Below are 21,446 nucleotides of genomic sequence, written 5' to 3'. Positions count from 1 at the left end.
TTTGTTTACATAACCTGAAATCCCTGCCAATAAGGATCTTCATCATCAATAATAATATGGTTATAGCCGGTAATTCTTGCCCAGCCTTCTACTGACGGAATAATTGCTGATTTTCCATCAACAGTATCCGTTCCTTCAATTCTGCCGATGAATTGGGATCCGATATAGCTTTCATGGATAAACTCTTCCCCCTCTTTTAATTTACCTTTAGCATACCATTGAGCCATTCTTGCAGAAGTACCTGTTCCGCATGGAGAACGGTCCAGGGCATTCTCTCCCACTAAAACAGCATTTCGTCCGCTTGCTTCAGGATCTTTGGGATTGCCTGTCCATTGAATATGGCTTAATCCTGTAATGTGTTCATTCTCAGGATGAATAAATGGGTATTTTTCATTGAGTAATTTTCTGATGATCTTTCCATAATGAATAAGCTGGCTGGCTGTAAAATCAGAAATATCTCTGAAATTTTCCTGTGGATCTATAATCGCATAGAAGTTTCCGCCATAAGCTACATCTGCTTTTATTACTCCAAGATCCGGACATTCAACTTCCAGATTTTCAGCATACAGAAAAGATTTTACGTTGGTCAGTTTTACAGACGTTACTTTTTTGCCTTCCTGTACATAATCAATGAGAATAAGTCCTGCAGGTGTTTCAAGGCGCAGTTTTCCGGGAATTTTAGGAAAAATCAGACCTTCTTCTATGGCAATGGTTACGGTCCCGATTGTTCCGTGCCCGCACATGGGAAGACATCCGCTGGTTTCAATATATAAAACTCCGATATCATTTTCTTCGTCAATAGGCGGATACAAAATACTCCCACTCATCATATCATGACCTCGAGGTTCAAACATGAGCCCTTTTCGGATCCAGTCGTACTCTTTCATAAAGTGAAGCCTGCGCTCCATCATGGAATTTCCTTTTAAAATGGGGCCACCTCCTGCAACAAGACGTACAGGGCAGCCGCAGGTGTGCGAATCTATACAAAAAAATGTTCTGTTCATGTTGTCTGTAATTTTAATGATCCTGAATTGACTTCTCCGTTTACTATTCTGTTGATCTGCAATGGATTTTCATTCTTCAGCTCTTCCGGCAAAAATTCATCCGGCCAGTTTTGGAAAGAAATAGGACGGATAAACCTCTTGACAGCATCCGGGCCTACAGAGGTAAAACGGGAATCAGTAGTGGAAGGAAAAGGACCTCCATGCTGCATGGCATAAACAACTTCTACTCCTGTAGGCATTCCGTTGAATAGCAACCTTCCGCATTTATCCTTCAGAAGATTGATCAGCGTAAGGTTATTCCGGGCATCTTCATAGGTAGCTGCTAGGGTAATTGTTAACTGTCCTTTCAGTTGTTGAGCAATTTCCATCATTTCTTCCCGTGTTTCACAAGTTACAATGATCCCAAAGGGTCCGAAAACCTCTTCACCCAGCACAGGATTTTTTATAAAGTTTTGGGCACTGGTTTCTATCATCATAGCACGTCCCTGCCATTCATCAATTTCTGTATCTGCTGTTGCAATAATATGTACTTCCGGCTGTTCTGCTGCAATGGTTTTATGTTTTTCAAAACTTTCATAGATCCCTTTGTGAAGCATATTTGCGGGAATCGTTTCCTGAATTCCGTTTTTCAGGGTATTGATAAAACGGTCCAGAGCTTCTCCTTTAAGAGCAATACATACTCCCGGGTTGGTGCAGAATTGTCCTGTTCCTAATGTTAAGGAGGAAAGATATTCTTTAGCGAAAGCTTCTGCTCTGTTTTCAAGCAAATCCGGCAGGGCAAATACAGGATTAATGCTTCCCATTTCTGCAAAAACGGGAATGGGATCTTCACGGCGGTTCGCTATGTCAAACAAAGCTTTTCCTCCGGTAAATGAGCCGGTAAACGCAACGGCTCTGATCTCCTGATGCTGGACCAAATAAGCCCCGATATCATAGGATGTTCCGGTAATGTGGCTAAAGATTCCCTCAGGCCATCCAAATTCTTTTACAGCAGCTGTTATGGCATCAGCCATTAGTTGAGAGGTATTAGGGTGTGCCGGATGCGCTTTTACAATAACAGAACAGCCTGCTCCAATGGCACTCGCCGTATCACCGCCCGCTGTAGAAAAAGCAAACGGAAAATTACTTGCCCCGAAAACAACCACAGGTCCTATGCCTACATTGTATTTTCTGAGGTCTCCTTTTTGCTTGTCTGGCTGGGCAAGATCAATCCGTGGTTCTGTATATATTCCTGTGGCTACAGCTTTTGCATAGCTTCTCCATTGTCCTGCGGTTCTTGCCTTTTCTCCGGTAAGTCTTGCCAAAGGAAGTGAGGTTTCAGAATGGGCCATTGTCAAAAGTTCTTCTCCCAATGTTTCAATCTTATCGGCAACTGTGTTCATGAAGGCCGCCCGTTCTTTTACAGTGGTATTCTTCAGAAACTGATAGGCATCGGCAGCCATCTGAATTCTTCTATCAATATTTTCTTTTGATGCTTCTTCAATCATAGCTTTATTTCTGAAGTTAATCTAATACCGGGCGGTTGGCTATGCCCTCTTCAATGATCTTTTTTACTGTTTCAGCTTCTTCGCCATGAAGTTCCAGGCGTGGTGCTCTTACATAAGGACTGCTGATCCCTTCCGCTGTAGCAGCCAGTTTGATGTACTGAATAAGTTTAGGATGAATATCCAGTTCCAATAATGGCATAAACCATCTGTAGATTGCTATGGCTTTGTCATATTTACCTGTTTTAACGGAGTTATACATTGCCATAGTTTCATTAGGAAAAGCATCTACAAGACCTGCCACAAGGCCGTTTGCACCAAGCATCAGGGTTTCCAGACAAATGGTATCTACCCCACCAAGAATTTTTATTCTTTTTCCAAAACGGTTAATCATTCTGGTTACATTGGCAAGATCTCTTGTAGATTCTTTAACAGCTTGAATAGTTGGACATTCAATAAGCTCCTCAAACATTTCAAGGGTGACGTATATTCCGTAATCTACAGGATTGTTATAAATGAGGATAGGAAGATCTGTAGCAGTAGCTACTGCTTTAAAATATTCTACCACTTCACGGCTGTCTGCTTTATACCGCATAGGAGGAAGCAGCATAAGCCCGTCAGCACCTGATTCTTTAGCTTTTTGAGCAAAGTGTATGGCATTTTTGGTCGTATTTTCAGAAAGGTTAAGAATAACGGGGATTCTTCCCTGAGTGATCTTTTTTGCGTATTTCAGCAGTTCGAATTTTTCTTCAGTTTCCAAAGCACTGGCTTCACCTAATGTTCCTGCAAGGATAATTCCATGAACGCCTGCTTTAATCTGGGCTTCTGTATTGAGAGCAAACATTTCAAAGTCGATCTCACCTTCTTTGGTAAAAGGAGTTAATACAGCAGGATAAATACCTTCCCAGTTTAGTTTTGTACTCATATCAAATAATATTTATCCAAAACTAGCGGAATTTCAAAACGGTAAATGTTAATATTTTAATAGATACTCACCGTATTTTAACAGGTTGTTTTTATTGCTCTATGGTAGCCTCTTTGTAATGCTTTAGGTATTCTTTAGGTGAATATTTCATAATGGACTTAAAAACGCGGTTAAAATTGGTAAGACTGTTGAATCCGCTATTAAAAGCAACCGAAGAAATACTGTACATATTGCTGGATGTCAATAGTCTGCATGCTCGCTGTACACGGAGCTCATTAAGGTATTCAATATAAGTGATTCGGGTTCGTTTTTTAAAGGATCTGCAGAATGCCTGCGGGGTCATACAGGCTTCCCGGGCAATACTGTCAAGGGTAAGTTTCGTTTGTGCAAAGTTCTTCTTAATAAAGGTCTGGGCATCTATAATTCTTTGATCATAGTCTGAAATGTGATTAGGAAGATTTTTTTCCGAAGATAAAGGAATATGCAGATGTCTGTTTTGCATAAGATGGTTCAAAATGCGGATGAAATCTATGATCTGTTCTACTCCTTCTGTTTTTTGTAATGCTGCAATGTTTTCCCCAATATTTATTTTTAGTTTAGGAGCAACCTGAAAACCGACTTCTGAATAGGCAATAAAATTTTTAAGTTCCCCAAATTCCGGCAAGTCGAAAAATACGGCGATTTTTTTATAAGGATCAAAAAATATAGAGATGGAATGAACTTTTTGCTTTTCATCTTTATCAAAATTACCCCTGAAGACATGCGACTGATTGGCGCCCAGATAGAAAATGTCACCAGCCTCAAAATTGAAGAGGTTCTGTTCTATGGCCAATGTTCCGTGTCCTTTAAGAATCCACATGATCTGGGTTTCCGTATGGCGATGGAAATAAGGATAAAAATTGGGCATTATATCTTCCTGAATGCGGATACTTTTGTTGGTGTCGGCAGGGACTGAAAACTGAAGACTCTTCATAGAATCAATATTTTATGGGCTATCGGTTAAAATATGACCGAATTTAAGCAAAATATGAACACTGAATGTCAAATTAAAATCCAAACTTTACATTATTCTTTATTTTCATGAATAAAGAGCGGTCAATAGTACAAAATCGTAACTTTAAAACTTTAAATTAAAAAGTATTCATAATATGTTTTCAACACAAACCTATCAAGATAGAAGAAAAGTATTACAAAGTAATGTAGCCAACGGAATTTTATTGTTTTTGGGAAATATAGAGAACCCTGTGAATTTTGAACACAATCCTTATTATTTCCGCCAGGACAGTACCTATTTATATTATTTCGGAATCCAGGAACCCCGTATTGCGGCCATTATTGATATTGATGAGAATAAGACCATTGTTTTCGGAGATGAATTAAGTATAGATGACATCGTATGGATGGGCAGACAGGAAACACTGAAAGAGAAAAGTCTGAAATCCGGAGTACAGGAAACCATGCCATATACAGAGCTTGCTCAATATATTCTGAAAGCACAGACTTCCGGCAGAAAGGTACATTATCTTCCTCCATATCAGTCTTTCAATAAAATTTTGCTTGGCGATCTGCTTGGAATTAAAATAGCAGCATTACAGCCTTCTGCAGAGATGATTAAAGCCATTGTGAAGCAGCGTTCTATAAAAGAGCCTCAGGAAATAGTGCAGATAGAACAGGCAGTGAATGTATCCAATGAAATGCATTTGCTGGCAATGCAGATTGCAAAACCAGGTATTAAAGAATATGAAATTGCGAATGCCATTCAATATCTTGCTGCCAATAAAGAATGTCAGATGTCTTATCCTCCGATCGTAACCATCAACGGAGGAATTCTGCATAACCACTACCGTCTCAATACCTTGAAAGAGGGAGATCTTTTCCTTAATGATTCCGGAGCGGAAACTGCAATGGGATATGCGGGAGACCTTACCAGAACATTTCCTGCGGGCAAAACCTTTACCACTAAGCAAAAGGAAATGTATGAAGTGGTTCTGAATGCTTTTAACAATGCCCAACAGCTTCTTAAACCGGGAGTAAGATTCAAAGATATTCATCTGAAAGCCTCACAATACCTGGTAGAAGGTCTTATAGATCTCGGACTGATGAAAGGAAACCCTGAAGAAGCGGTAAAAAACCATGCCCATACTCTGTTTTTTCAATGCGGATTGGGGCATATGATGGGACTTGATGTGCATGATATGGAAGATCTTGGAGAGCAGTACATTGGTTATACTGAAGAAGAACCCAAAGATACCAAAACATTCGGTCTTAAATCTTTACGCTTAGGAAAAGCCCTTGAATCCGGATTTGTAGTAACAGTTGAACCCGGTATTTATATGATCCCGGAACTGATTGATATCTGGCAGTCTGAAAATAAAAATGCAGATTTTATTAATTATGATACAGTGAATGAATACCGAAACTTCGGAGGAATCCGTGTGGAAGATGATTTCCTGATTACTGATGACGGATACAGACTTCTTGGGAACGGGCTGATCAAAACAGTTGAAGAAATTGAAAATTACAGAGCTGAACATTGAGCTTAATCAAATACTATCTATGAAGAACATAAAAAAACTAACGGCTATCGCATTGTACTTTCTGTGTCTGTCACCATTGGCTGCACAAAAGACACAGTGGACTCCGGATGGCAATGCTTACTATTCATTTACTAAAAAAGGGGTTGAAATTGTTGATGTACTGCATCCCGGAAAAGACCAAACTCTTTTAGACAGCAATGCACTGATTCCTGCGGGAAGTTCTGAAGCGTTGCAGGTACAAAGTTTTCAGGTATCTCCGGACGACAAAAGTTTATTACTCTTTGCCAATACCCGGAAAGTATGGAGAGACAATACCCGTGGAGATTACTGGATTTTCGATAAAAACACTAAAAAACTTACCCAGCTTGGGAAAGGCCTGCCATCTTCATCACTGATGTTTGCAAAATATTCTCCGGATGGAAAAAAAGTAGCGTATGTGTCTAAGCATAATATTTATGTTGAAGATCTTTCAAACAATCAGATGACCAAGATCACTACCGATGGAACAGACGGAATGATCAACGGGACTTTCGACTGGGTCTATGAAGAGGAGTTTGGAACTCAGGATGGTTTCCGATGGTCACCGGACGGTAACAAAATTGCCTACTGGAAACTGGATGCAAGAGGTACAAAAAACTTCCTGATGATCAACAATACAGACAGTCTGTATTCATTTACAGTTCCTGTAGAGTATCCGAAAGTGGGCGAAAATCCTTCAGGATGCAGCATCTGGTTCTATGATCTTGCCTCTAAATCTTCAAAGAAAACAGATATTGCAGGGGATGAAATACAAAACTATATTCCGAGAATGGAATGGGTACTGGATTCTAAATCCATTATTCTCCAGCAATTGAACAGAAAGCAGAATCAAAGTAAAATTATTGTAGCAGATGCCAGTTCCGGCAGCAGTAAGGCTATTTATACGGAAACAGATGCTGCATGGATTGATATCAAATCCCGCTGGAATGATAATGACCCAAGTGGCTGGGACTGGATTGAGAATGGAAAAGAATTCCTTTGGCTTTCTGAAAAAGACGGATGGAGACATATTTATAAAATAGATATGAGCGGTAAGGAAACATTGATTACAAAAGATGCTTTCGATGTAATAAAACCTGAGTTTTTCGATGTTCAGAACAAACAAATCTACTTTTCAGCTTCACCCAATAATGCGACGCAGAAATACCTGTATAAAGTAAGTATGAAAGGAGGAAAAGCACAAAAAGTAACTCCTGAAGCTTATAAAGGTTCTAATAAATATACAATATCACCCAATGGGAAGATTGCTCTCTTTACGAATAACAGTGTCAATGCAATTTCAATGGGTTCAGTAATTTCACTTCCGGAACATAAAGAACTGGTTGCTGCCAAAAGAACAGCAAAAGCAGATCCTGCAAGGTCTAAAGCAGAATTTTTCCAGATTGCAACACAGGATGGAGTTACATTGGACGGATGGGTAGTAAAACCTAAAAATTTTGATCCTAATAAAAAATATCCGATTGTTTTTATGGTTTATGGAGAACCGGCAACACAAACGGTAACAGACAGTTTCTATACAGGATGGAATGATTTATATGTTGGTGATATGGCTGAAGATGGTTATCTGTATGTTTCTCTTGAAAACCGCGGAACACCTGCTCCAAGAGGCCGTGAATGGAGAAAATCGGTGTACCGTAAAATAGGACAGCTTAATATCCGTGATCAGGCAATGGGAGCCCAAGCTTTATTTGCAAAATGGCCTTATGCAGATACCTCAAGGGTTGCCGTATGGGGATGGAGCGGCGGAGGTTCTTCTACCCTGAACCTTTTGGGACAATATCCTGATATTTACCAGACAGGGATTGCTATTGCTCCGGTGGCTAATCAGCTGTTCTATGATAATATATACCAGGAAAGGTATATGGGGCTTCCAAAGGAGAACAGAGAAGATTTTGTCAATGGATCTCCACTGGCTTATGCTAAAAATCTAAAAGGAAATCTTTTACTGGTTCACGGAACAGGTGATGATAATGTACACTATCAGAATACAGAAGTATACATCAACGAACTGGTAAAATACAACAAACAGTTTCAGCTGATGTCTTACCCTAACCGAACACACTCTATTGATGAAGGAGAAGGGACATCACTGCACCTTGCTACAATGTTTACTAAATTTTTAAAAGAACATTGTCCTCCGGGAGGAAAATAGAAAAGAAAAAACCAGATATCAGATTATCTGGTTTTTCTTTTAAATAGGGGTAATGAATATTGATCCTGCTTATTATAAACTGTAAGCCAGCCCTATATTTCCTATTCCTTTATATCCAAAACCTACTTCAGCATTTACTCCCAGTCTGCCTCCTAATCTGATTCCGAGTCCTGTAAGTTGATAATTAAAATGTGAGACATTTTGTAAAGGATTCCTACTCTTTTCCAATGTTAATCCTAATCCTATTCCGGAATACATGCGAAACTTTGGCTTGGATATATAGTTGTAGTTACTTTTTACGGCAAAAGTATAATTGTGTGATTTTTCTGATGATTTATCGGAATATTCTCTCGTTACCTGTTGATATGAGAGGTCTGTCCCAATAATCCATTTATCCTTTATTGCATAGTTATATTCAACGACAAAAGCTCCGGAATTTTCTGTCTCATAGGGGCCATAACCAAATGTAAACACACTGCTGAAAGCATTAATAAAATCTGTAGTGGTTCCAAGTCCATAGGCAATTTTTATCTCTGAGCTTCCCTTACTTTGGGCTTTAATCACGTTACTGCCAACAATTAATAATAACAAGCAAGTAGTTTTACATAAAGCTGCAGATAATTTTTTCTTTTCCATTTTGCAAAATTAAAGCTAATAATGCAGCAGTAAAGCTTTAATGCATTAGAATACAATTAGAACTCACTTAAAATATGGTTAAAGATATCACCTCTTTTGAAAGGTTATAGATAATGTTGGATTTCCATTTTTATATAAGTTTTATTTTCTTTTAAATACAATAGTCCAGGTTATATAAAAGGGCTCTCCTTTGTACTTGTCTGTCTCTTTCATTACAATTTTCATGGTTGTTTTGTCTAATTGAATGATTTCAAATTTTCTTTCAGAGTTGCTTCCATCAAATAAAGATAACGTCTTATAATCAGGACCGAATGAATATGAAAAGTAAAGCTGTCCACTATCCATAATAGAACCGTCAGCATTAAACTGCATGATATCTTTGCTGCTAAATTTAGAATTATTTATTACAGTACGTTTTCCGTTAGTTTCAATCCCTTCAGCATAGGAAAGTACAGGATGCCATTTTCCGACAATCATTTTTTGATACGATTGCTGATAAGGAATATTGAATGCCAATGCTGTCAGACAAAAAGTAATCATAAACAGCGTCAAATTAAAAGATTTCATTATAATTTTGCTTTTGGATTGAATGAATATCAATAACTCATATTCAAATGTAGTGACAATCTGTTTATCTCTATGAAAATTGTTTTTATATCCTTACTTTTAACCTGTTAAATTCATAAAAACCATTCATTTGAAACTGCCACTCTCCTATTATTCCAACCAGGATGTCCTTTTTCTCGCTCAGGATCTTCTGGGAAAAGTTCTTTTTACAGATATAAATGGTGAAGTAACAGCCGGAATTATTGTAGAAACAGAAGCCTATTTCGGAGTACTGGATAAAGCTTCCCATGCTTATGGAGGCCGACGGACAGACCGCACTGAAACGTTGTACAGTCACGGTGGTGTTTCCTATGTTTATTTATGCTACGGAATTCATCATCTGTTCAATATTGTGACCTCTGTAAAAGACGAGCCTCATGCTGTACTAATCAGAGCTGTTGAGCCGCTGGTAGGAAAAGACATCATGGAACTCAGACGGAATATGCCTGCCGATAAAGCGGCTATTTCTTCCGGCCCCGGATCTGCAGCCAAAGCTTTAGGTATTGATAAATCTTTTAATAAAAAAGACCTGGATGGAAATGAAATATGGATTGAAAATCACGGAATTCAATATTCCTCTGATAATATTATAAAAGCTCCCCGTATAGGTGTTGCATATGCACAGGAAGATGCATTTTTACCCTGGCGGTTTTTTATAAAAGGCAATAAATATGTAAGCAAACCGAATAAAGCATAAGAGTTGATCTATTAAAACTTTAGTTATACCAGCAAAAGAAATCCCGACACAAAAAATGTCGGGATTTTTTATAAAATTGAATCTGAAAATCAAATTACTGTATAAAAGTTACATCACCTTTAAAGTTTTCGCTGCCGGAACAATTGGTCAGCTTAAGGCTCCATGAGTATACTCCCGGAATATTAACATATGGTCCCGGATTACCATTCGCATCAGGAGTGTATCTTCCATCCCATCTGATCTGACCGTTATAAAAACCGAGACAGGTCGTTTCATATTTGTAGTAAACACGGGTTCCCCAGCGGTCATACACACTAAGTTCATACGAATAGGCATTATATGCAGGTATGGCATATTGGTTCATCATCGTGTTATAAATAACAAACGGATTGGTTACAGACATGCCGGTAGGTTTAAATAAGCCTGGAAAAGCGCCTGTAAAAACCGGAGGAGTGATTGTTGCCGTATTCGTTCCGCAAGCACTTGTGACAGTTACCGTTGAAGCTGTGTTTCCTGTTACAGCAGAGGTATCACTGGTACTGCCTGTGTTCCAGGAATACTTAATGCTGTTTGTAGCCTGCTGCATATGAAAACCGTAATCCGGACCTACTTCAGCTTCATTACCGCAGAGTTTGATCCACGGGTCAAATTTTACAGTGCCTGTTCCTGTACAGTTATTATAGCTTACACATCCGAAAGCACCTCGCACATTCTGAATAAGAGTAACATATACCCATTGTGAATTTTTACAGCCGTTATATTCAAATACAACCCTGTATTTGGTACACTTGGTAGGTGTTACAGTGATATCGTTAGCCGGTGTAAAGGGGCCGCCAATGGGTCCGCTATAGGATACGCTGCCGTTACCTATAAAATTACCCGCTTCATCATACCATTTGTAGCTTGTGGCTGAACCATTACCCGGAGCATTCACACTGGCTCTTAATTTAACGCTTGAGCCACAGCAGATCACTTTATTGCTTGTCTGAATGATAGGGAATTCTATTTTAACAATTTTTGAAATCACTACCCAGCCACTGGTACAGTTCCGGACCTGAAGAGTAACTTTATAATAATGCCCGCTTTGTAAATTAATCCCACTGGACCGCAAGCTGTAAGTTCCTACAGGCCCATTACGGATGACAGCAAAAGGCGGGCTTCCGATGAGGTTCCCCAAAGCATCACATTCCTGGGCAAACCATACATATTGAGACTCATTAGTTGTGCGGCTTCCGCTAAAAAGAATGGGATCATCAATATTACATACTGTAGAAGGTCCTACAAGTACAGGTTCAGGAGGTACCGGCTTGCAAAGGGCATCTATGTAAGCATAGCCAAAATGTCCGCTATCTCTGCAGTCTGCTGTTGCAAAATAAATGGTCAGCTGCTGGCCGACATCCTGAGAAGGAATAGGAAGACATAACGTCTGCCACTCCTTCCATGAGAGAGGTTCACCATTATAGCTTGTGGTCTGGAGGAATGGATCAGCCACGTTGCTGCCGTTAATTTTAACAGGGGAAATGACCAGATTACCAGGTGCGGTACTGTTGGCAAGGTCATTGGTTCTGCTGACCCAGTAACTGAAAAATCCATTGATCATAGAATCGCTGTGGGCTCCCTGTAAAACCAAAGCATACATAAATGATATAGAGCTTCCTGCTGTGAAGGTATAAGACATGATTTCTGCACCGTTCATAGCTGTAGAATTTCCTAATCTGAAAGCACTGTTGCCTTCTCCCACCATCGGTAAAGAAGCGCCTAGTATCGGGTCATTACCTATTCCCGTCACGGTATGCTGGGTTGGTGATAGACTTGGAGTAAAGGTTGATAAATTCAGGGTTCCTGTTGTGTTGCTTCCCATATAAGTCTGCCAGTTGCTGAAATTACCCATTTCCGCATCACCGTTTGGACATTGGGCATTAATGCATGTCATACTCCATAACATGCAGGTTAAAAGTATAATTAGTTTTTTCATAATTGACTGCATTTTATTGAACAATGATTTTTTGAGTAACAGGCGCCTGCCCCTGAGCATTAAACTGTACCAGATAGTTGCCGGCTGGAAGATTGATGTTGTGCTGTACTGTATGTCTTCCGCTCCTGATCTGCTTATCACTGAATACAGTATCTGCAGTACGGCCATTCATATCAATGATCTGAAGGCTGGCCTGGCTCTCTTTTTCCACCTGATAAGTAATATTGATCACATTTTTGGCAGGATTGGGAGCAACAAGCAGAGGAAATGTAACAAGAGATTTTCCTTTGCTTACAACTTTATACTCGGACTTTAAGAATCCTACAGTGCGGTCAATATAATATACAGTAGCAATTGTGTTTCCTGAAGCATCACGGAAGAGATAGTAGGCATTGTCATAAGAGTAATCAATATCTGCATTCTTTAAGGTGTATTGATCAATGATTTCATCAACCCGGATATTCTCATGCTTTTGACCGTCAAAAGTAACATTCTGATTGTCATAATGACGAACCTGGGGATTGTGGCCGGAAGGAACTTTTGCATCCTCATTAAAAAAAAGATCTGCAGGGAAATAGTCCTGCCCTACCAATACTTCTTTGATTTCTTTTGACCGGAGTTCAATCGGAACAGTGTTTGAAGATCTTCGCTGGATGTCACTGGAAAAGCTGTTCCTTTCTTTACCATACAAAGAAATGACCTGATCGGCCGGATAAGGCTTTTCATTCACAGGCTCACTGACTCTGGACTGTGCTCTTAGTTGAGATGAAAATGCGGTAATAAGGACCGAACAGAGTAAAAGCCGGTTCATTTTTTTGAAACATAGCTGTGGTATGCCTGAGCATACATTCCCTTTTGTTGAATCCAATAAGACAAAATGCCTTTTAATGAATTCGTACTCTTTTGTTTTCATAGTACTATTTAATGGTTTGAGTTTTAAATGTATCAAACAATCAAATATCAGGGGAGAATGAATAATTAACTGGGAGAATTAGATTAGCAAATGTGTTGTTTTTTCCCTTAAGTGTGATTTTGAAAAAGGTAGACGGAAAATAATCGGGTACAAAAATTGAGGAGCAATTTTGCCACTCCTTTTATACTGCTGATATTGTGTACGACTAGTTCTGGCTATTTTTTACAGCCTGATAAAAACTGCTGTAATAGAAAATAAGATCAGCAAGAGAAAATCCCCGGTTCAGACCGCTGGTATTGGGCAAGACCCATACTTTTGCCCCACAGAAATCTTCTGGCTGCAGTCCCCATAGAATTTCTTTCTTTTTAGAGAAAGCCTTATAAGCCGCTTTGCCGAGAAAAGCCACATATTGAGGTTGGTATTCTGTTATTTTTGCTTTAAAAGTATCCAGGGCATCGTCAAACTCTTCTTTTGAAAGTTCATCAGCACGGGAAGTTGCTCTTGCAACGGCAGTGGTGAGTCCCAGTCCGAAATCCAGAATAGAAGTATCATTCACTGCTTCCACTTCATAAGGAGTAAAACCTGATTGATGAAGAACCTTCCAAAAACGATTACTCTTTCCTGAAAAATGATGTCCGTCATCTGATGATTTTAAACCGGGATTGATTCCGCAAAAAATAACGTTTAGATGAGCTGTAATGATGTCTGTTAACATAATTGATATGAATGGTCTATAGAAAATAAGCGACTTCTGCTTTCTCTGTTTTCATAATATAAAGATATCAATATTAGGGATATTTTCAAACTTACATTTTATTCCGGAATATTGAACGGTTCATGGTGTGTATCATACGTTCCATCGCTGTTTTTTGCGGTGTCACACAGTTTATTTTATTGAATATGAATGGATAATGATAATTTTGTAGTCGTAATTGAGATGGAGTATTTTATGGTAAAGAACTCATTTTTAATAACATTTTTTTCAATAACAGCACCATCATTAAAAATAAGAAGTATGAACTGGATTGCATTAATTATCGCAGGAATTTTTGAAATTGGATGGCCTTTGGGACTTAAATTATCTCAACAGCCGGAAAATAATAAATGGAGCTGGATCATATTTTCGATCATGTGTATGGCTGTTAGCGGAGGCTTTCTTTGGTACGCTCAGAAAAGCATCCCTATTGGAACTGCCTATGCCGTATGGACCGGAATTGGGGCTGTAGGAACTTTATTGGTAGGAATTCTGTTTTTTCAGGATTCAGCTAGTATTTTACGATTGCTTTCTGCATTACTGATTGTTGTAGGAATAGTTGGACTCAAAATATTTTAAAATAAATATAGCCGCAAAAAGAAATTGGCTTAAGATTATCACTAATCATTAAGCCAAATCATTATTCAACATTCGAATAATAAACTAATCCCACTCATTTTCCAGGCTTAATATTTTTTATGCATTCTGTTTTTCATAAAGTAAATTTGAATAAACAAACAGAATTTCGGAAAAAATATCTATCAACAGAGATGCAGAATCTACAAAACTTTTAATTTCGCAGTTTTTTTTAATGAAAAGGCTGAAAATCTGGTGGGTTTAAACAATTTTATTCTCAATATTAAAGCTCCAACAATGGTTTATACGTTCTTCCCACAGGAAGTTTTTTGCCATTAATCTGGATAATATTGGCAGATTTGATTTCAATTTTTGATTTGGATATAATGTACGATTTATGAATACGGGTAAACATTTTAGGATTTAAAGCCTCTTCTATTTTGCTGATGGGCATTTTAAAAGTGAAGCTTTCTGTTTTGGTGTGAATATTAATATACTCTCTCAAACTCTCAATGTAGAAAATATCATGTAAAATAATTTTAACCTGTTTTTTCCCGCTATTGATAAAGATAAAATCACGTTCCGACACTTCCAGTAAAGCGTCCTCCGCCTCCATTAAATGTTTGAACTTTCCAATCGCTGTCAGAAAACGTTCATATGGAATAGGTTTCATCAGATAATCCGCAATATCAAGTTCATAGCCTTCAACAGCATATTGATGATAAGCAGTGGTAACAATAACGAATGGAGGATTTTTTATTTTCCTCAGAAAGTCAAAGCCTTTTACCACGGGAAGATGGAGGTCCAAAAACATCAGATCCACCTCATGAATGCTTAAAAGACTGCTGGCATATACGGCATCGGCACATTTTCCTACCAGATTCAGTTCCTGATCCCTGGAGATAAAACTTTCCAGAATTTCTGCAGCAATGGGCTCGTCTTCTACGATAATGCAGTTGTATTTTTTAGAGGCTGGGTGTTGTGTCATGGAAATCTATGGTTAATGTTACAATATAGCGGCCGCTTTGATCTGCCACAGAAAGTGTGTGTTGTGGATAAAGCAGTTCAAGCTGTCTGCGGATATTTTTCTGGCCTATTTTTGTGGAATGCGTATGAAGTATTTCTTCTTTGGAATTCTCTATGAAATAAGTAAGAATTCCGTTTTTCAACCGGATATCGATGGTAATAAATGCCTCTCCTAAACTTTCGGAAACCCCATGTTTGAAGGCATTTTCAACAAATTGTATCAAGATCAGCGGTGAGATTTCCTGAGAAGGATGATCAATATCTTCCGTAAAGTTGATGATGAGATGCCGATGTCGGATTTTCTGAATCTGTATGAAATCTTTAATGTTTTCAATATCCTTGGCTATAGAAATGCTTTTTTCTGCTGCTTCATAGATATTATACCGCATTATCTTGGAAAGCTGAAGAATAACATCCGGAGTTTCATCAGCTTTTTTCAGGGCCATTCCGTAAATATTATTGAGGGTGTTGAACAGAAAATGCGGATTGATCTGTGCCTTCAGCATAGTAAGTTCCTGATCCAGTTTTTCAGACTTTAGCTGGGAGATCTGTTCTTTCAGAAGATTTTTCTGACGGGTAATTTCAACCCCGAAAATAAGACCTACCATAAAAATAAGGTCCATAAAAGAATTGAATGCCACATAACCATTGATAAATCCCGACGGATATTTTCCATCCAGAGTTTCTGTAACTCCATAAATATAAGGGTAAATGATATAATGCGTTAAAAAGCGATGCCCAAAAACAGCGGTGATCACGATAAAAATATAGAGAAGATATTTGAAAATTTCCTTAATATGAATCTTTTCAAATACATACAGCAAGGCATAAGCAAGCGGCATTTTGATCAAAAGATATCCCAGTTCCAGGATCAGAGTATTCTGAAGCCTTACTGACCATTGGAAATCCGGAAACTGATACCTGGACCAGTAAAAGTCAAGGTAAACTTCCAGGATATAATACAATATCCAAAAAAGCAAATGAATCTGCCATTTAGATCTTTTGTATGGTTTCAGGTTGATCATGATTTTTAAGAATACAAAGTACGATTTGTTCAATCAAATATAGAAATATAAGTGGACCAAATTGAGGTAATGATCTACAAACTACGATTTTGAATGGTCGTCTTGGAAACTAAAATAAAAAACTGCGGATTTTAAGCAAATTTAAATATCCTTTTCATGGGGAAAACGGTTCTGCTTTTTAAAATAAATTTCAGGATACATAAGGCTCAGAAAACTGAAGATCAGCAAAACATTGAATTCAATTCCATTCGTTCCACCTCCCACTACAAACCAGCCGTTTTGCCAATGAACGAAATAGATTCCAAAAACGAAAATAAGAATATTACCAATAGCCACGGGCTTTATATATCGGTCAAACCAAAGTAATGGTACAGAGAAAAGATGGGTTAGTTTTACAGCCCATGCAATATAAATCCCAATGGGACTGAATCCTATACTATCCAGATAAAAATGCCCGAAATTATTAACATCTCCACTGAAAATAGAAATTACACTATGCATCAGCAATATCACTGACAGCCCCAAGCGAAGGAAGACACTTTTTTTCATACCTCAAAGCTATAAGACAAAAGAAAGGATTGATGTATGTTGTATATCAATTGCTTTGTAGTGTATATGAAAAAATAAAGAGCAGTAATGGATGTACTGCTCTTTGAATATTTGTAAGATTTTATATTCTTAATTCTGACTTAAAGTTTTCTTTAAAAACTTCTCCAGTTCCTTTCCGTGAAGGTTTTTAGCTAAAATTGTTCCCTGTCCGTCGATGATGACATTAAAGGGAAGTTCATCAACTTCGTAAAGTTTGGCTACAGGACTTTTCCAGAATTTTAAATCACTGATCTGTATCCATTTGATCGTAAACCGGTCAATTGCTTTCTGCCAGCTTTCTTTATTTTTATCTAAGGAGACTCCAAGAATTTCAAACTTATTGTTTTTTACCTGTTCAGAATAGGTGTCATACAATGTTTTCAGCTCAGGCTGCTCCTCTACACACGGAGCGCACCAGGTTGCCCAGAAATCGATCAGAACAAGCTTCCCTTTTAATGTTGAAAGGGCGAATGAGGTTCCGTCTGCCTTGGTCATTGTGATTTCAGGAGCTTTCTTTCCTACTTCTATTGTACTTTGAGCAGCAACAGATCCTGAGAAAATTATTAAAAATAATAAGGTAAAACCAGTCTTCATATTAATCATTTGTAGGATAATCTTTATCTAGCCAGTCTGTTTTGATGTTTTTCGGAAGATTTAAAAGCTTTGCATTTTTAAAGCCCATTTCCATCAGTAATGCAAAAGCAGGACGTATATTGGGACATTTTACAAAAGGACAGCATCCGCAGTAGATCACAATTTCTCTGTTCTTAGGAATATCTTTAAGATAATTTCTCAGTTTTTCCAGGTTTTCAGGCTCATGCGTTGGTCCTATATCTACAGAACCCTTGATGATTGCTTCCGGACCTACTGAAATGATCACCAGATCTTTTGTTGTATGCTTTACAATTCTGGAAGCCAGTAACGCCGGATCCATCAGCTGGCTGTCTTTCCATGGATCCTGTTTTTGCTGTGCCTGACTGAAAATGGAACAGACAAAGCAGGTAATGATAAACAAATACTTCATACTTCTATTTTTCACAAAGATAAGATGAAAAGTTTAGAGTTCGAAGCTGAAAGATAAAAGCAAAATTATTTTAATTTTCAACCCGATTACAAATAATTTTATACATTTATATTAAGTATCATTCAAAAAAAATACCTCATAAAATGGAAGAAACATTCCAGCCTGATGCCATCATCATAGGAAGCGGACTGGCAGGGCTTACTGCTGCGATGGAAATTACCAATGTCGGGAAAAAAGTACTGCTTTTGGATCAGGAAACCGAACAGAATATAGGAGGGCAGGCATTCTGGTCTTTCGGAGGTTTGTTTCTGATTAATTCGCCTCAGCAAAGGAGAATGGGAATCAAAGATTCTTATGAACTGGCACTTCAGGACTGGAAAGGGACTGCTGGTTTTGACCGCCCTGAGGATTACTGGCCCCGTCAATGGGCAGAAGCTTATCTAAAATTTGCTTCCGGTGAAAAGTATGAATACATCTCGAAATTGGGTATCAAGCTGATGTTTATGGTGGGCTGGGCAGAACGTGGTGATGGTTCAGCAACAGGGCATGGAAATTCAGTACCTCGTTTTCACGTAAGTTGGGGAACCGGGACAGGTGTCGTAAAACCATTTGTAGAAAAAGCTTACAAAGCTCAGGAAAAAGGATTGCTGCAAATGAAATTCAGGCACAGAGTGACAGAATTGCTGGTTGAAAATGGAAAAATAAGAGGTCTTAAAGGAGATATTCTGGAAAATGACACTCAGGAAAGAGGTGCTGAGACTAACAGAAATGTTATCTCAACCTTTGAATATACTGCTCCGAATATCATTATAGCTTCCGGAGGAATTGGTGCCAATCATGAGCTGGTAAGGAAAAACTGGCCGGAAAGACTTGGTAAAGCCCCGGAAAATATGGTTTGTGGTGTTCCTGCCTATGTAGATGGTAAAATGATTGGTATCGCAGAACATACAGGAGCTCATATTATCAATCGTGACAGAATGTGGCACTACACAGAAGGTTTACAAAACTGGAATCCCATCTGGCCCAACCACGGAATCCGGATATTGCCAGGACCATCATCTTTATGGTTTGATGCTGAAGGCAAACGGCTTCCCGCTCCCTTTCTTCCCGGATTTGATACATTGGGAACCTTACAATATATACAGGAAACAGGATATTCTTACTCGTGGTTTATCCTCACTCAGAAAATTATAAAAAAAGAATTTGCTCTTTCAGGTTCGGAACAGAATCCGGATATTACCAATAAGGACTATGTTCTTTTTCTGAAAAGAATTTTTGGTAAAAAAGCTCCCGGGCCGGTAGAAGCTTTTAAAGAACATGGAAAAGACTTTATTGTATCAGATAATCTGGAAGATCTGGTGAAGAGAATGAATGAACTGGCTGGAAATAATCTCTTAAAATATGAGAAAATAAAATCTCAGATCGAAGCGAGGGACAGAGAATTAGATAATAAATTTTCAAAAGATACTCAGGTCAATTATCTCCGGAATACCCGGAATTATTTGGGGGATAAACTTGGGCGTGTAGCGGCTCCCCATAAGATTTTAGCGCCTGAAAACGGACCTTTAATTGCTGTGCGGCTCAATATTTTAACCCGCAAAACGTTAGGGGGAATAAAAACCAATTTGAATGGACAGGTATTAAAAGATGATGACAGTATCATTGAAGGACTGTATGCTGCCGGAGAAGTGGCTGGTTTTGGTGGTGGCGGAATGCACGGTTACAGAGCGCTGGAAGGGACATTTTTGGGAGGCTGCATTTTTTCAGGAATGAAAGCCGGGAAATATATTGCAGGACTTAAAAATTAAATAATAGTACAAGTATGAGCAGTTACTTTGATCATAAGGTTATTTGGATTACCGGAGCATCATCAGGGATTGGGGAAGCTTTAGTAACTAATTTGGCAAAGAACAGCCATGCAAAAATCATCTTGTCCTCCAGAAAAGAAGAACAGCTGCATCTGGTGGCTCAAAAAGCCGGATTGAATACAGATCGGTATGTGGTGATTCCTTTAGATCTTAAAAATTATAAAGAAATGCCTGCCATTGCGGCAAAAGCATCAGAACAGTTTGGGAAGATTGATATTCTGATCAACAATGCCGGGCTTTCTCAACGTTCTTTAGCCATGGAAACGGATATTGAAGTAGATAAACAGCTGATTGATATTGATTATATTGGAACGGTGGCGCTTACTAAAGCAACTGTACCTTATATGATCAGGAATAAAGGTGGGCAGATTGCGGTTGTGTCCAGTCTTATGGGAATATTTGGTGCTCCTATGCGAAGTGGATATGCAGGAGCAAAACATGCTTTACATGGTTTTTTTGATGCTTTACGGGCAGAACTATTCAGCCAGAATATTAGGATTACGATCATTTGTCCGGGTTTTATACAGACAGATATTTCTATTAATGCTGTTACCGGAGATGGTTCATCACAGGGAACAATGGATAATGCCACAAAAAATGGCATGCCTGTAGAAATTTTTGCAAAAAAAATGCTCTATGCTATTGAAAAACAGAAAAAACAGAAAGCCATAGGAGGTAAAGAAGTAATGGCAGTGTTTCTGAAGAGATTCTTTCCAGATTTATTATCAAAAATAGTCCGTAAGGCGAAAGTGGTATAAAGAAAAGCACAATTCAGTATTGCATTGCGCTTTTATATTAGAAGGTTTTTACCAACCCTATTCCTACAGTTTTATTCTGATAAAATGGCATCACCATTGTGGAGGACAAGGTATTTTTACTCTTATTTTTTCCACGTAATAAGTTATCAATTTTTGGAAACAGCCAATAGGCAAGTTCGGTAGAAAGAATCCCAAATCCGGCTCCTGCCACAACGTCCCCCAGCTAGTGTTTATCATTCAGCATTCTGTATACCCCGGTGAAAATAGCAAATGGATATCCTGAAATACTCAGCCAGAAATTACTGTCTTTATATTCTCTGAACATAAACTGTGCTGAAGAAAATGCTGTTGCCGCATGTCCTGACGGAAAAGATAAGGTATTTGATCTGTCTGGTCTTTCCTCTTTTACAAGATATTTTAAAGGCATTGTAAAGGCTGCTGCAATCAGTTGTGAAGAAGCATAAATGATAGTGCGGTCTCTCAGGTTATGCTTTCCTTTTATCCCTGCTGCATTCAGTCCATATACAATAACTGCAGGGGCATACTGGGTATAATTATCCAGTTTTATTTGCGTGGGCTGGTGTTCGTTGATTTCAACTTTTGTAGAGATATTAAGCTGTTTAAGATTATTCATCGACAAACCTGCTACTCCATAGGCAATGAATGCTGTAGGAATAATCAGGCTTTTATAATTCAGTTTGCTTTTTTGAATTTTTGTTGTGATCATACTGTCTTGTACAGGTTTTTGAACTTCAATCGTATCATTTGTATTCTGAGCGTTGATTCTGCTTAAACCTGAACTCAAAACCAAGATATACATCATCGTTGTTTGAAAGTATTTTTTCATCTTAAATCACAT

22 protein-coding genes are annotated in these 21,446 nt (G+C 38.4%); 6 read left to right on the top strand and 16 right to left on the bottom strand.

Annotated features, from left to right (window positions below; translation table 11 throughout):
• Positions 1 to 5: 5 nt before the first annotated feature.
• The 4 genes from KYG33_RS03930 to KYG33_RS03915 all read right to left on the bottom strand — a co-directional run bounded on the left by KYG33_RS03930 (position 6) and on the right by KYG33_RS03915 (position 4,386).
• Positions 6 to 1,004, bottom strand: coding sequence for a 4-hydroxyproline epimerase (locus KYG33_RS03930; protein WP_077417301.1), 999 nt, complete (start codon positions 1,002 to 1,004; stop codon positions 6 to 8).
• Positions 1,001 to 2,491, bottom strand: a complete 1,491-nt coding sequence (locus KYG33_RS03925; protein WP_219072720.1) for an aldehyde dehydrogenase (NADP(+)) — start codon at positions 2,489 to 2,491, stop codon at positions 1,001 to 1,003. Before KYG33_RS03925 ends, KYG33_RS03930 begins: the two co-directional genes overlap by 4 nt.
• Positions 2,492 to 2,507: 16 nt before the next feature.
• Positions 2,508 to 3,413 (bottom strand): dihydrodipicolinate synthase family protein, encoded by a 906-nt coding sequence (locus KYG33_RS03920; protein WP_077417305.1) that lies wholly within the window; start codon positions 3,411 to 3,413, stop codon positions 2,508 to 2,510.
• Between the two features lie 91 nt (positions 3,414 to 3,504).
• Entirely contained in the window at positions 3,505 to 4,386 is an 882-nt protein-coding gene (locus KYG33_RS03915) for an AraC family transcriptional regulator (RefSeq protein ID WP_219072719.1), read from the bottom strand.
• 175 nt (positions 4,387 to 4,561) lie between these two features.
• Between KYG33_RS03915 and KYG33_RS03910 the strand changes: the two genes are divergently transcribed.
• Both KYG33_RS03910 and KYG33_RS03905 read left to right on the top strand, forming a co-directional pair.
• Positions 4,562 to 5,950, top strand: coding sequence for an aminopeptidase P family protein (locus KYG33_RS03910; RefSeq protein ID WP_219072718.1), 1,389 nt, complete (start codon positions 4,562 to 4,564; stop codon positions 5,948 to 5,950).
• A gap of 19 nt (positions 5,951 to 5,969) precedes the next feature.
• Positions 5,970 to 8,141, top strand: a complete 2,172-nt coding sequence (locus KYG33_RS03905) for a S9 family peptidase (RefSeq protein ID WP_219072717.1) — start codon at positions 5,970 to 5,972, stop codon at positions 8,139 to 8,141.
• Between the two features lie 72 nt (positions 8,142 to 8,213).
• Here KYG33_RS03905 and KYG33_RS03900 read toward each other — a convergent pair whose 3' ends face one another.
• Together KYG33_RS03900 and KYG33_RS03895 are read right to left on the bottom strand one after the other, a co-directional pair.
• Positions 8,214 to 8,777: an outer membrane beta-barrel protein gene (locus KYG33_RS03900; protein WP_219072716.1), complete on the bottom strand. Its 564-nt coding sequence runs from the start codon at positions 8,775 to 8,777 to the stop codon at positions 8,214 to 8,216.
• Positions 8,778 to 8,918: 141 nt separating this feature from the next.
• On the bottom strand, positions 8,919 to 9,344 hold the full coding sequence (locus KYG33_RS03895) for a hypothetical protein (RefSeq protein ID WP_139348537.1): 426 nt from the start codon (positions 9,342 to 9,344) through the stop codon (positions 8,919 to 8,921).
• A gap of 130 nt (positions 9,345 to 9,474) precedes the next feature.
• On the opposite strand from KYG33_RS03895, the gene KYG33_RS03890 reads away from it, so the two are divergent.
• A complete protein-coding gene (locus KYG33_RS03890; protein ID WP_077417318.1) occupies positions 9,475 to 10,080 on the top strand; it encodes a DNA-3-methyladenine glycosylase in 606 nt (201 codons plus the stop codon).
• Between the two features lie 94 nt (positions 10,081 to 10,174).
• On the opposite strand, the gene KYG33_RS03885 is transcribed toward KYG33_RS03890, so the two are convergent.
• The 3 genes from KYG33_RS03885 to mug form a co-directional block, all read right to left on the bottom strand.
• Positions 10,175 to 12,055, bottom strand: coding sequence for a hypothetical protein (locus tag KYG33_RS03885; RefSeq protein WP_219072715.1), 1,881 nt, complete (start codon positions 12,053 to 12,055; stop codon positions 10,175 to 10,177).
• Positions 12,056 to 12,068: 13 nt separating this feature from the next.
• The gene (locus KYG33_RS03880) at positions 12,069 to 12,968 is read right to left on the bottom strand and encodes a T9SS type A sorting domain-containing protein (RefSeq protein WP_077417322.1); all 900 of its coding nucleotides are present in this window, start codon (positions 12,966 to 12,968) and stop codon (positions 12,069 to 12,071) included.
• Positions 12,969 to 13,173: 205 nt separating this feature from the next.
• Positions 13,174 to 13,683, bottom strand: coding sequence for a G/U mismatch-specific DNA glycosylase (gene mug / locus KYG33_RS03875; protein WP_077417324.1), 510 nt, complete (start codon positions 13,681 to 13,683; stop codon positions 13,174 to 13,176).
• A gap of 300 nt (positions 13,684 to 13,983) precedes the next feature.
• Here mug and KYG33_RS03870 point away from each other — a divergent pair, with 300 nt between their 5' ends.
• Entirely contained in the window at positions 13,984 to 14,301 is a 318-nt protein-coding gene (locus KYG33_RS03870) for a DMT family transporter (RefSeq protein ID WP_047385066.1), read from the top strand.
• Between the two features lie 280 nt (positions 14,302 to 14,581).
• Here the strand turns inward: KYG33_RS03870 and KYG33_RS03865 are convergent, their stop codons facing one another.
• From KYG33_RS03865 to KYG33_RS03845, 5 genes are all read right to left on the bottom strand, one after another.
• Positions 14,582 to 15,286 (bottom strand): LytR/AlgR family response regulator transcription factor, encoded by a 705-nt coding sequence (locus tag KYG33_RS03865; RefSeq protein ID WP_180563769.1) that lies wholly within the window; start codon positions 15,284 to 15,286, stop codon positions 14,582 to 14,584.
• Positions 15,264 to 16,349, bottom strand: a complete 1,086-nt coding sequence (locus tag KYG33_RS03860) for a sensor histidine kinase (protein ID WP_232538957.1) — start codon at positions 16,347 to 16,349, stop codon at positions 15,264 to 15,266. The genes KYG33_RS03865 and KYG33_RS03860 overlap by 23 nt, the downstream gene beginning before the upstream one ends.
• Before the next feature lie 141 nt (positions 16,350 to 16,490).
• Positions 16,491 to 16,898, bottom strand: a complete 408-nt coding sequence (locus KYG33_RS03855) for a DoxX family protein (RefSeq protein WP_180563768.1) — start codon at positions 16,896 to 16,898, stop codon at positions 16,491 to 16,493.
• Positions 16,899 to 17,027: 129 nt separating this feature from the next.
• A complete protein-coding gene (locus tag KYG33_RS03850) occupies positions 17,028 to 17,531 on the bottom strand; it encodes a TlpA family protein disulfide reductase (RefSeq protein ID WP_257468912.1) in 504 nt (167 codons plus the stop codon).
• A 1-nt stretch (position 17,532) separates the two neighbouring features.
• Positions 17,533 to 17,961: a rhodanese-like domain-containing protein gene (locus KYG33_RS03845; protein ID WP_219072713.1), complete on the bottom strand. Its 429-nt coding sequence runs from the start codon at positions 17,959 to 17,961 to the stop codon at positions 17,533 to 17,535.
• A 143-nt stretch (positions 17,962 to 18,104) separates the two neighbouring features.
• Between KYG33_RS03845 and KYG33_RS03840 the strand changes: the two genes are divergently transcribed.
• Positions 18,105 to 19,769, top strand: a complete 1,665-nt coding sequence (locus KYG33_RS03840) for an FAD-binding dehydrogenase (protein WP_219072712.1) — start codon at positions 18,105 to 18,107, stop codon at positions 19,767 to 19,769.
• 14 nt (positions 19,770 to 19,783) lie between these two features.
• Positions 19,784 to 20,587, top strand: coding sequence for an SDR family oxidoreductase (locus KYG33_RS03835; RefSeq protein WP_219072711.1), 804 nt, complete (start codon positions 19,784 to 19,786; stop codon positions 20,585 to 20,587).
• Between the two features lie 37 nt (positions 20,588 to 20,624).
• Here the strand turns inward: KYG33_RS03835 and KYG33_RS22455 are convergent, their stop codons facing one another.
• On the bottom strand, positions 20,625 to 20,798 hold the full coding sequence (locus tag KYG33_RS22455) for a hypothetical protein (RefSeq protein WP_257468911.1): 174 nt from the start codon (positions 20,796 to 20,798) through the stop codon (positions 20,625 to 20,627).
• Positions 20,799 to 20,810: 12 nt separating this feature from the next.
• A complete protein-coding gene (locus tag KYG33_RS03830) occupies positions 20,811 to 21,434 on the bottom strand; it encodes a phosphatase PAP2 family protein (protein WP_257468910.1) in 624 nt (207 codons plus the stop codon).
• Positions 21,435 to 21,446 lie beyond the last annotated feature (12 nt).

This window comes from Chryseobacterium sp. D764, from assembly GCF_019317325.1.
GTDB lineage: Bacteria > Bacteroidota > Bacteroidia > Flavobacteriales > Weeksellaceae > Chryseobacterium.
This window is presented reverse-complemented; position numbering and strand designations above follow the sequence as displayed.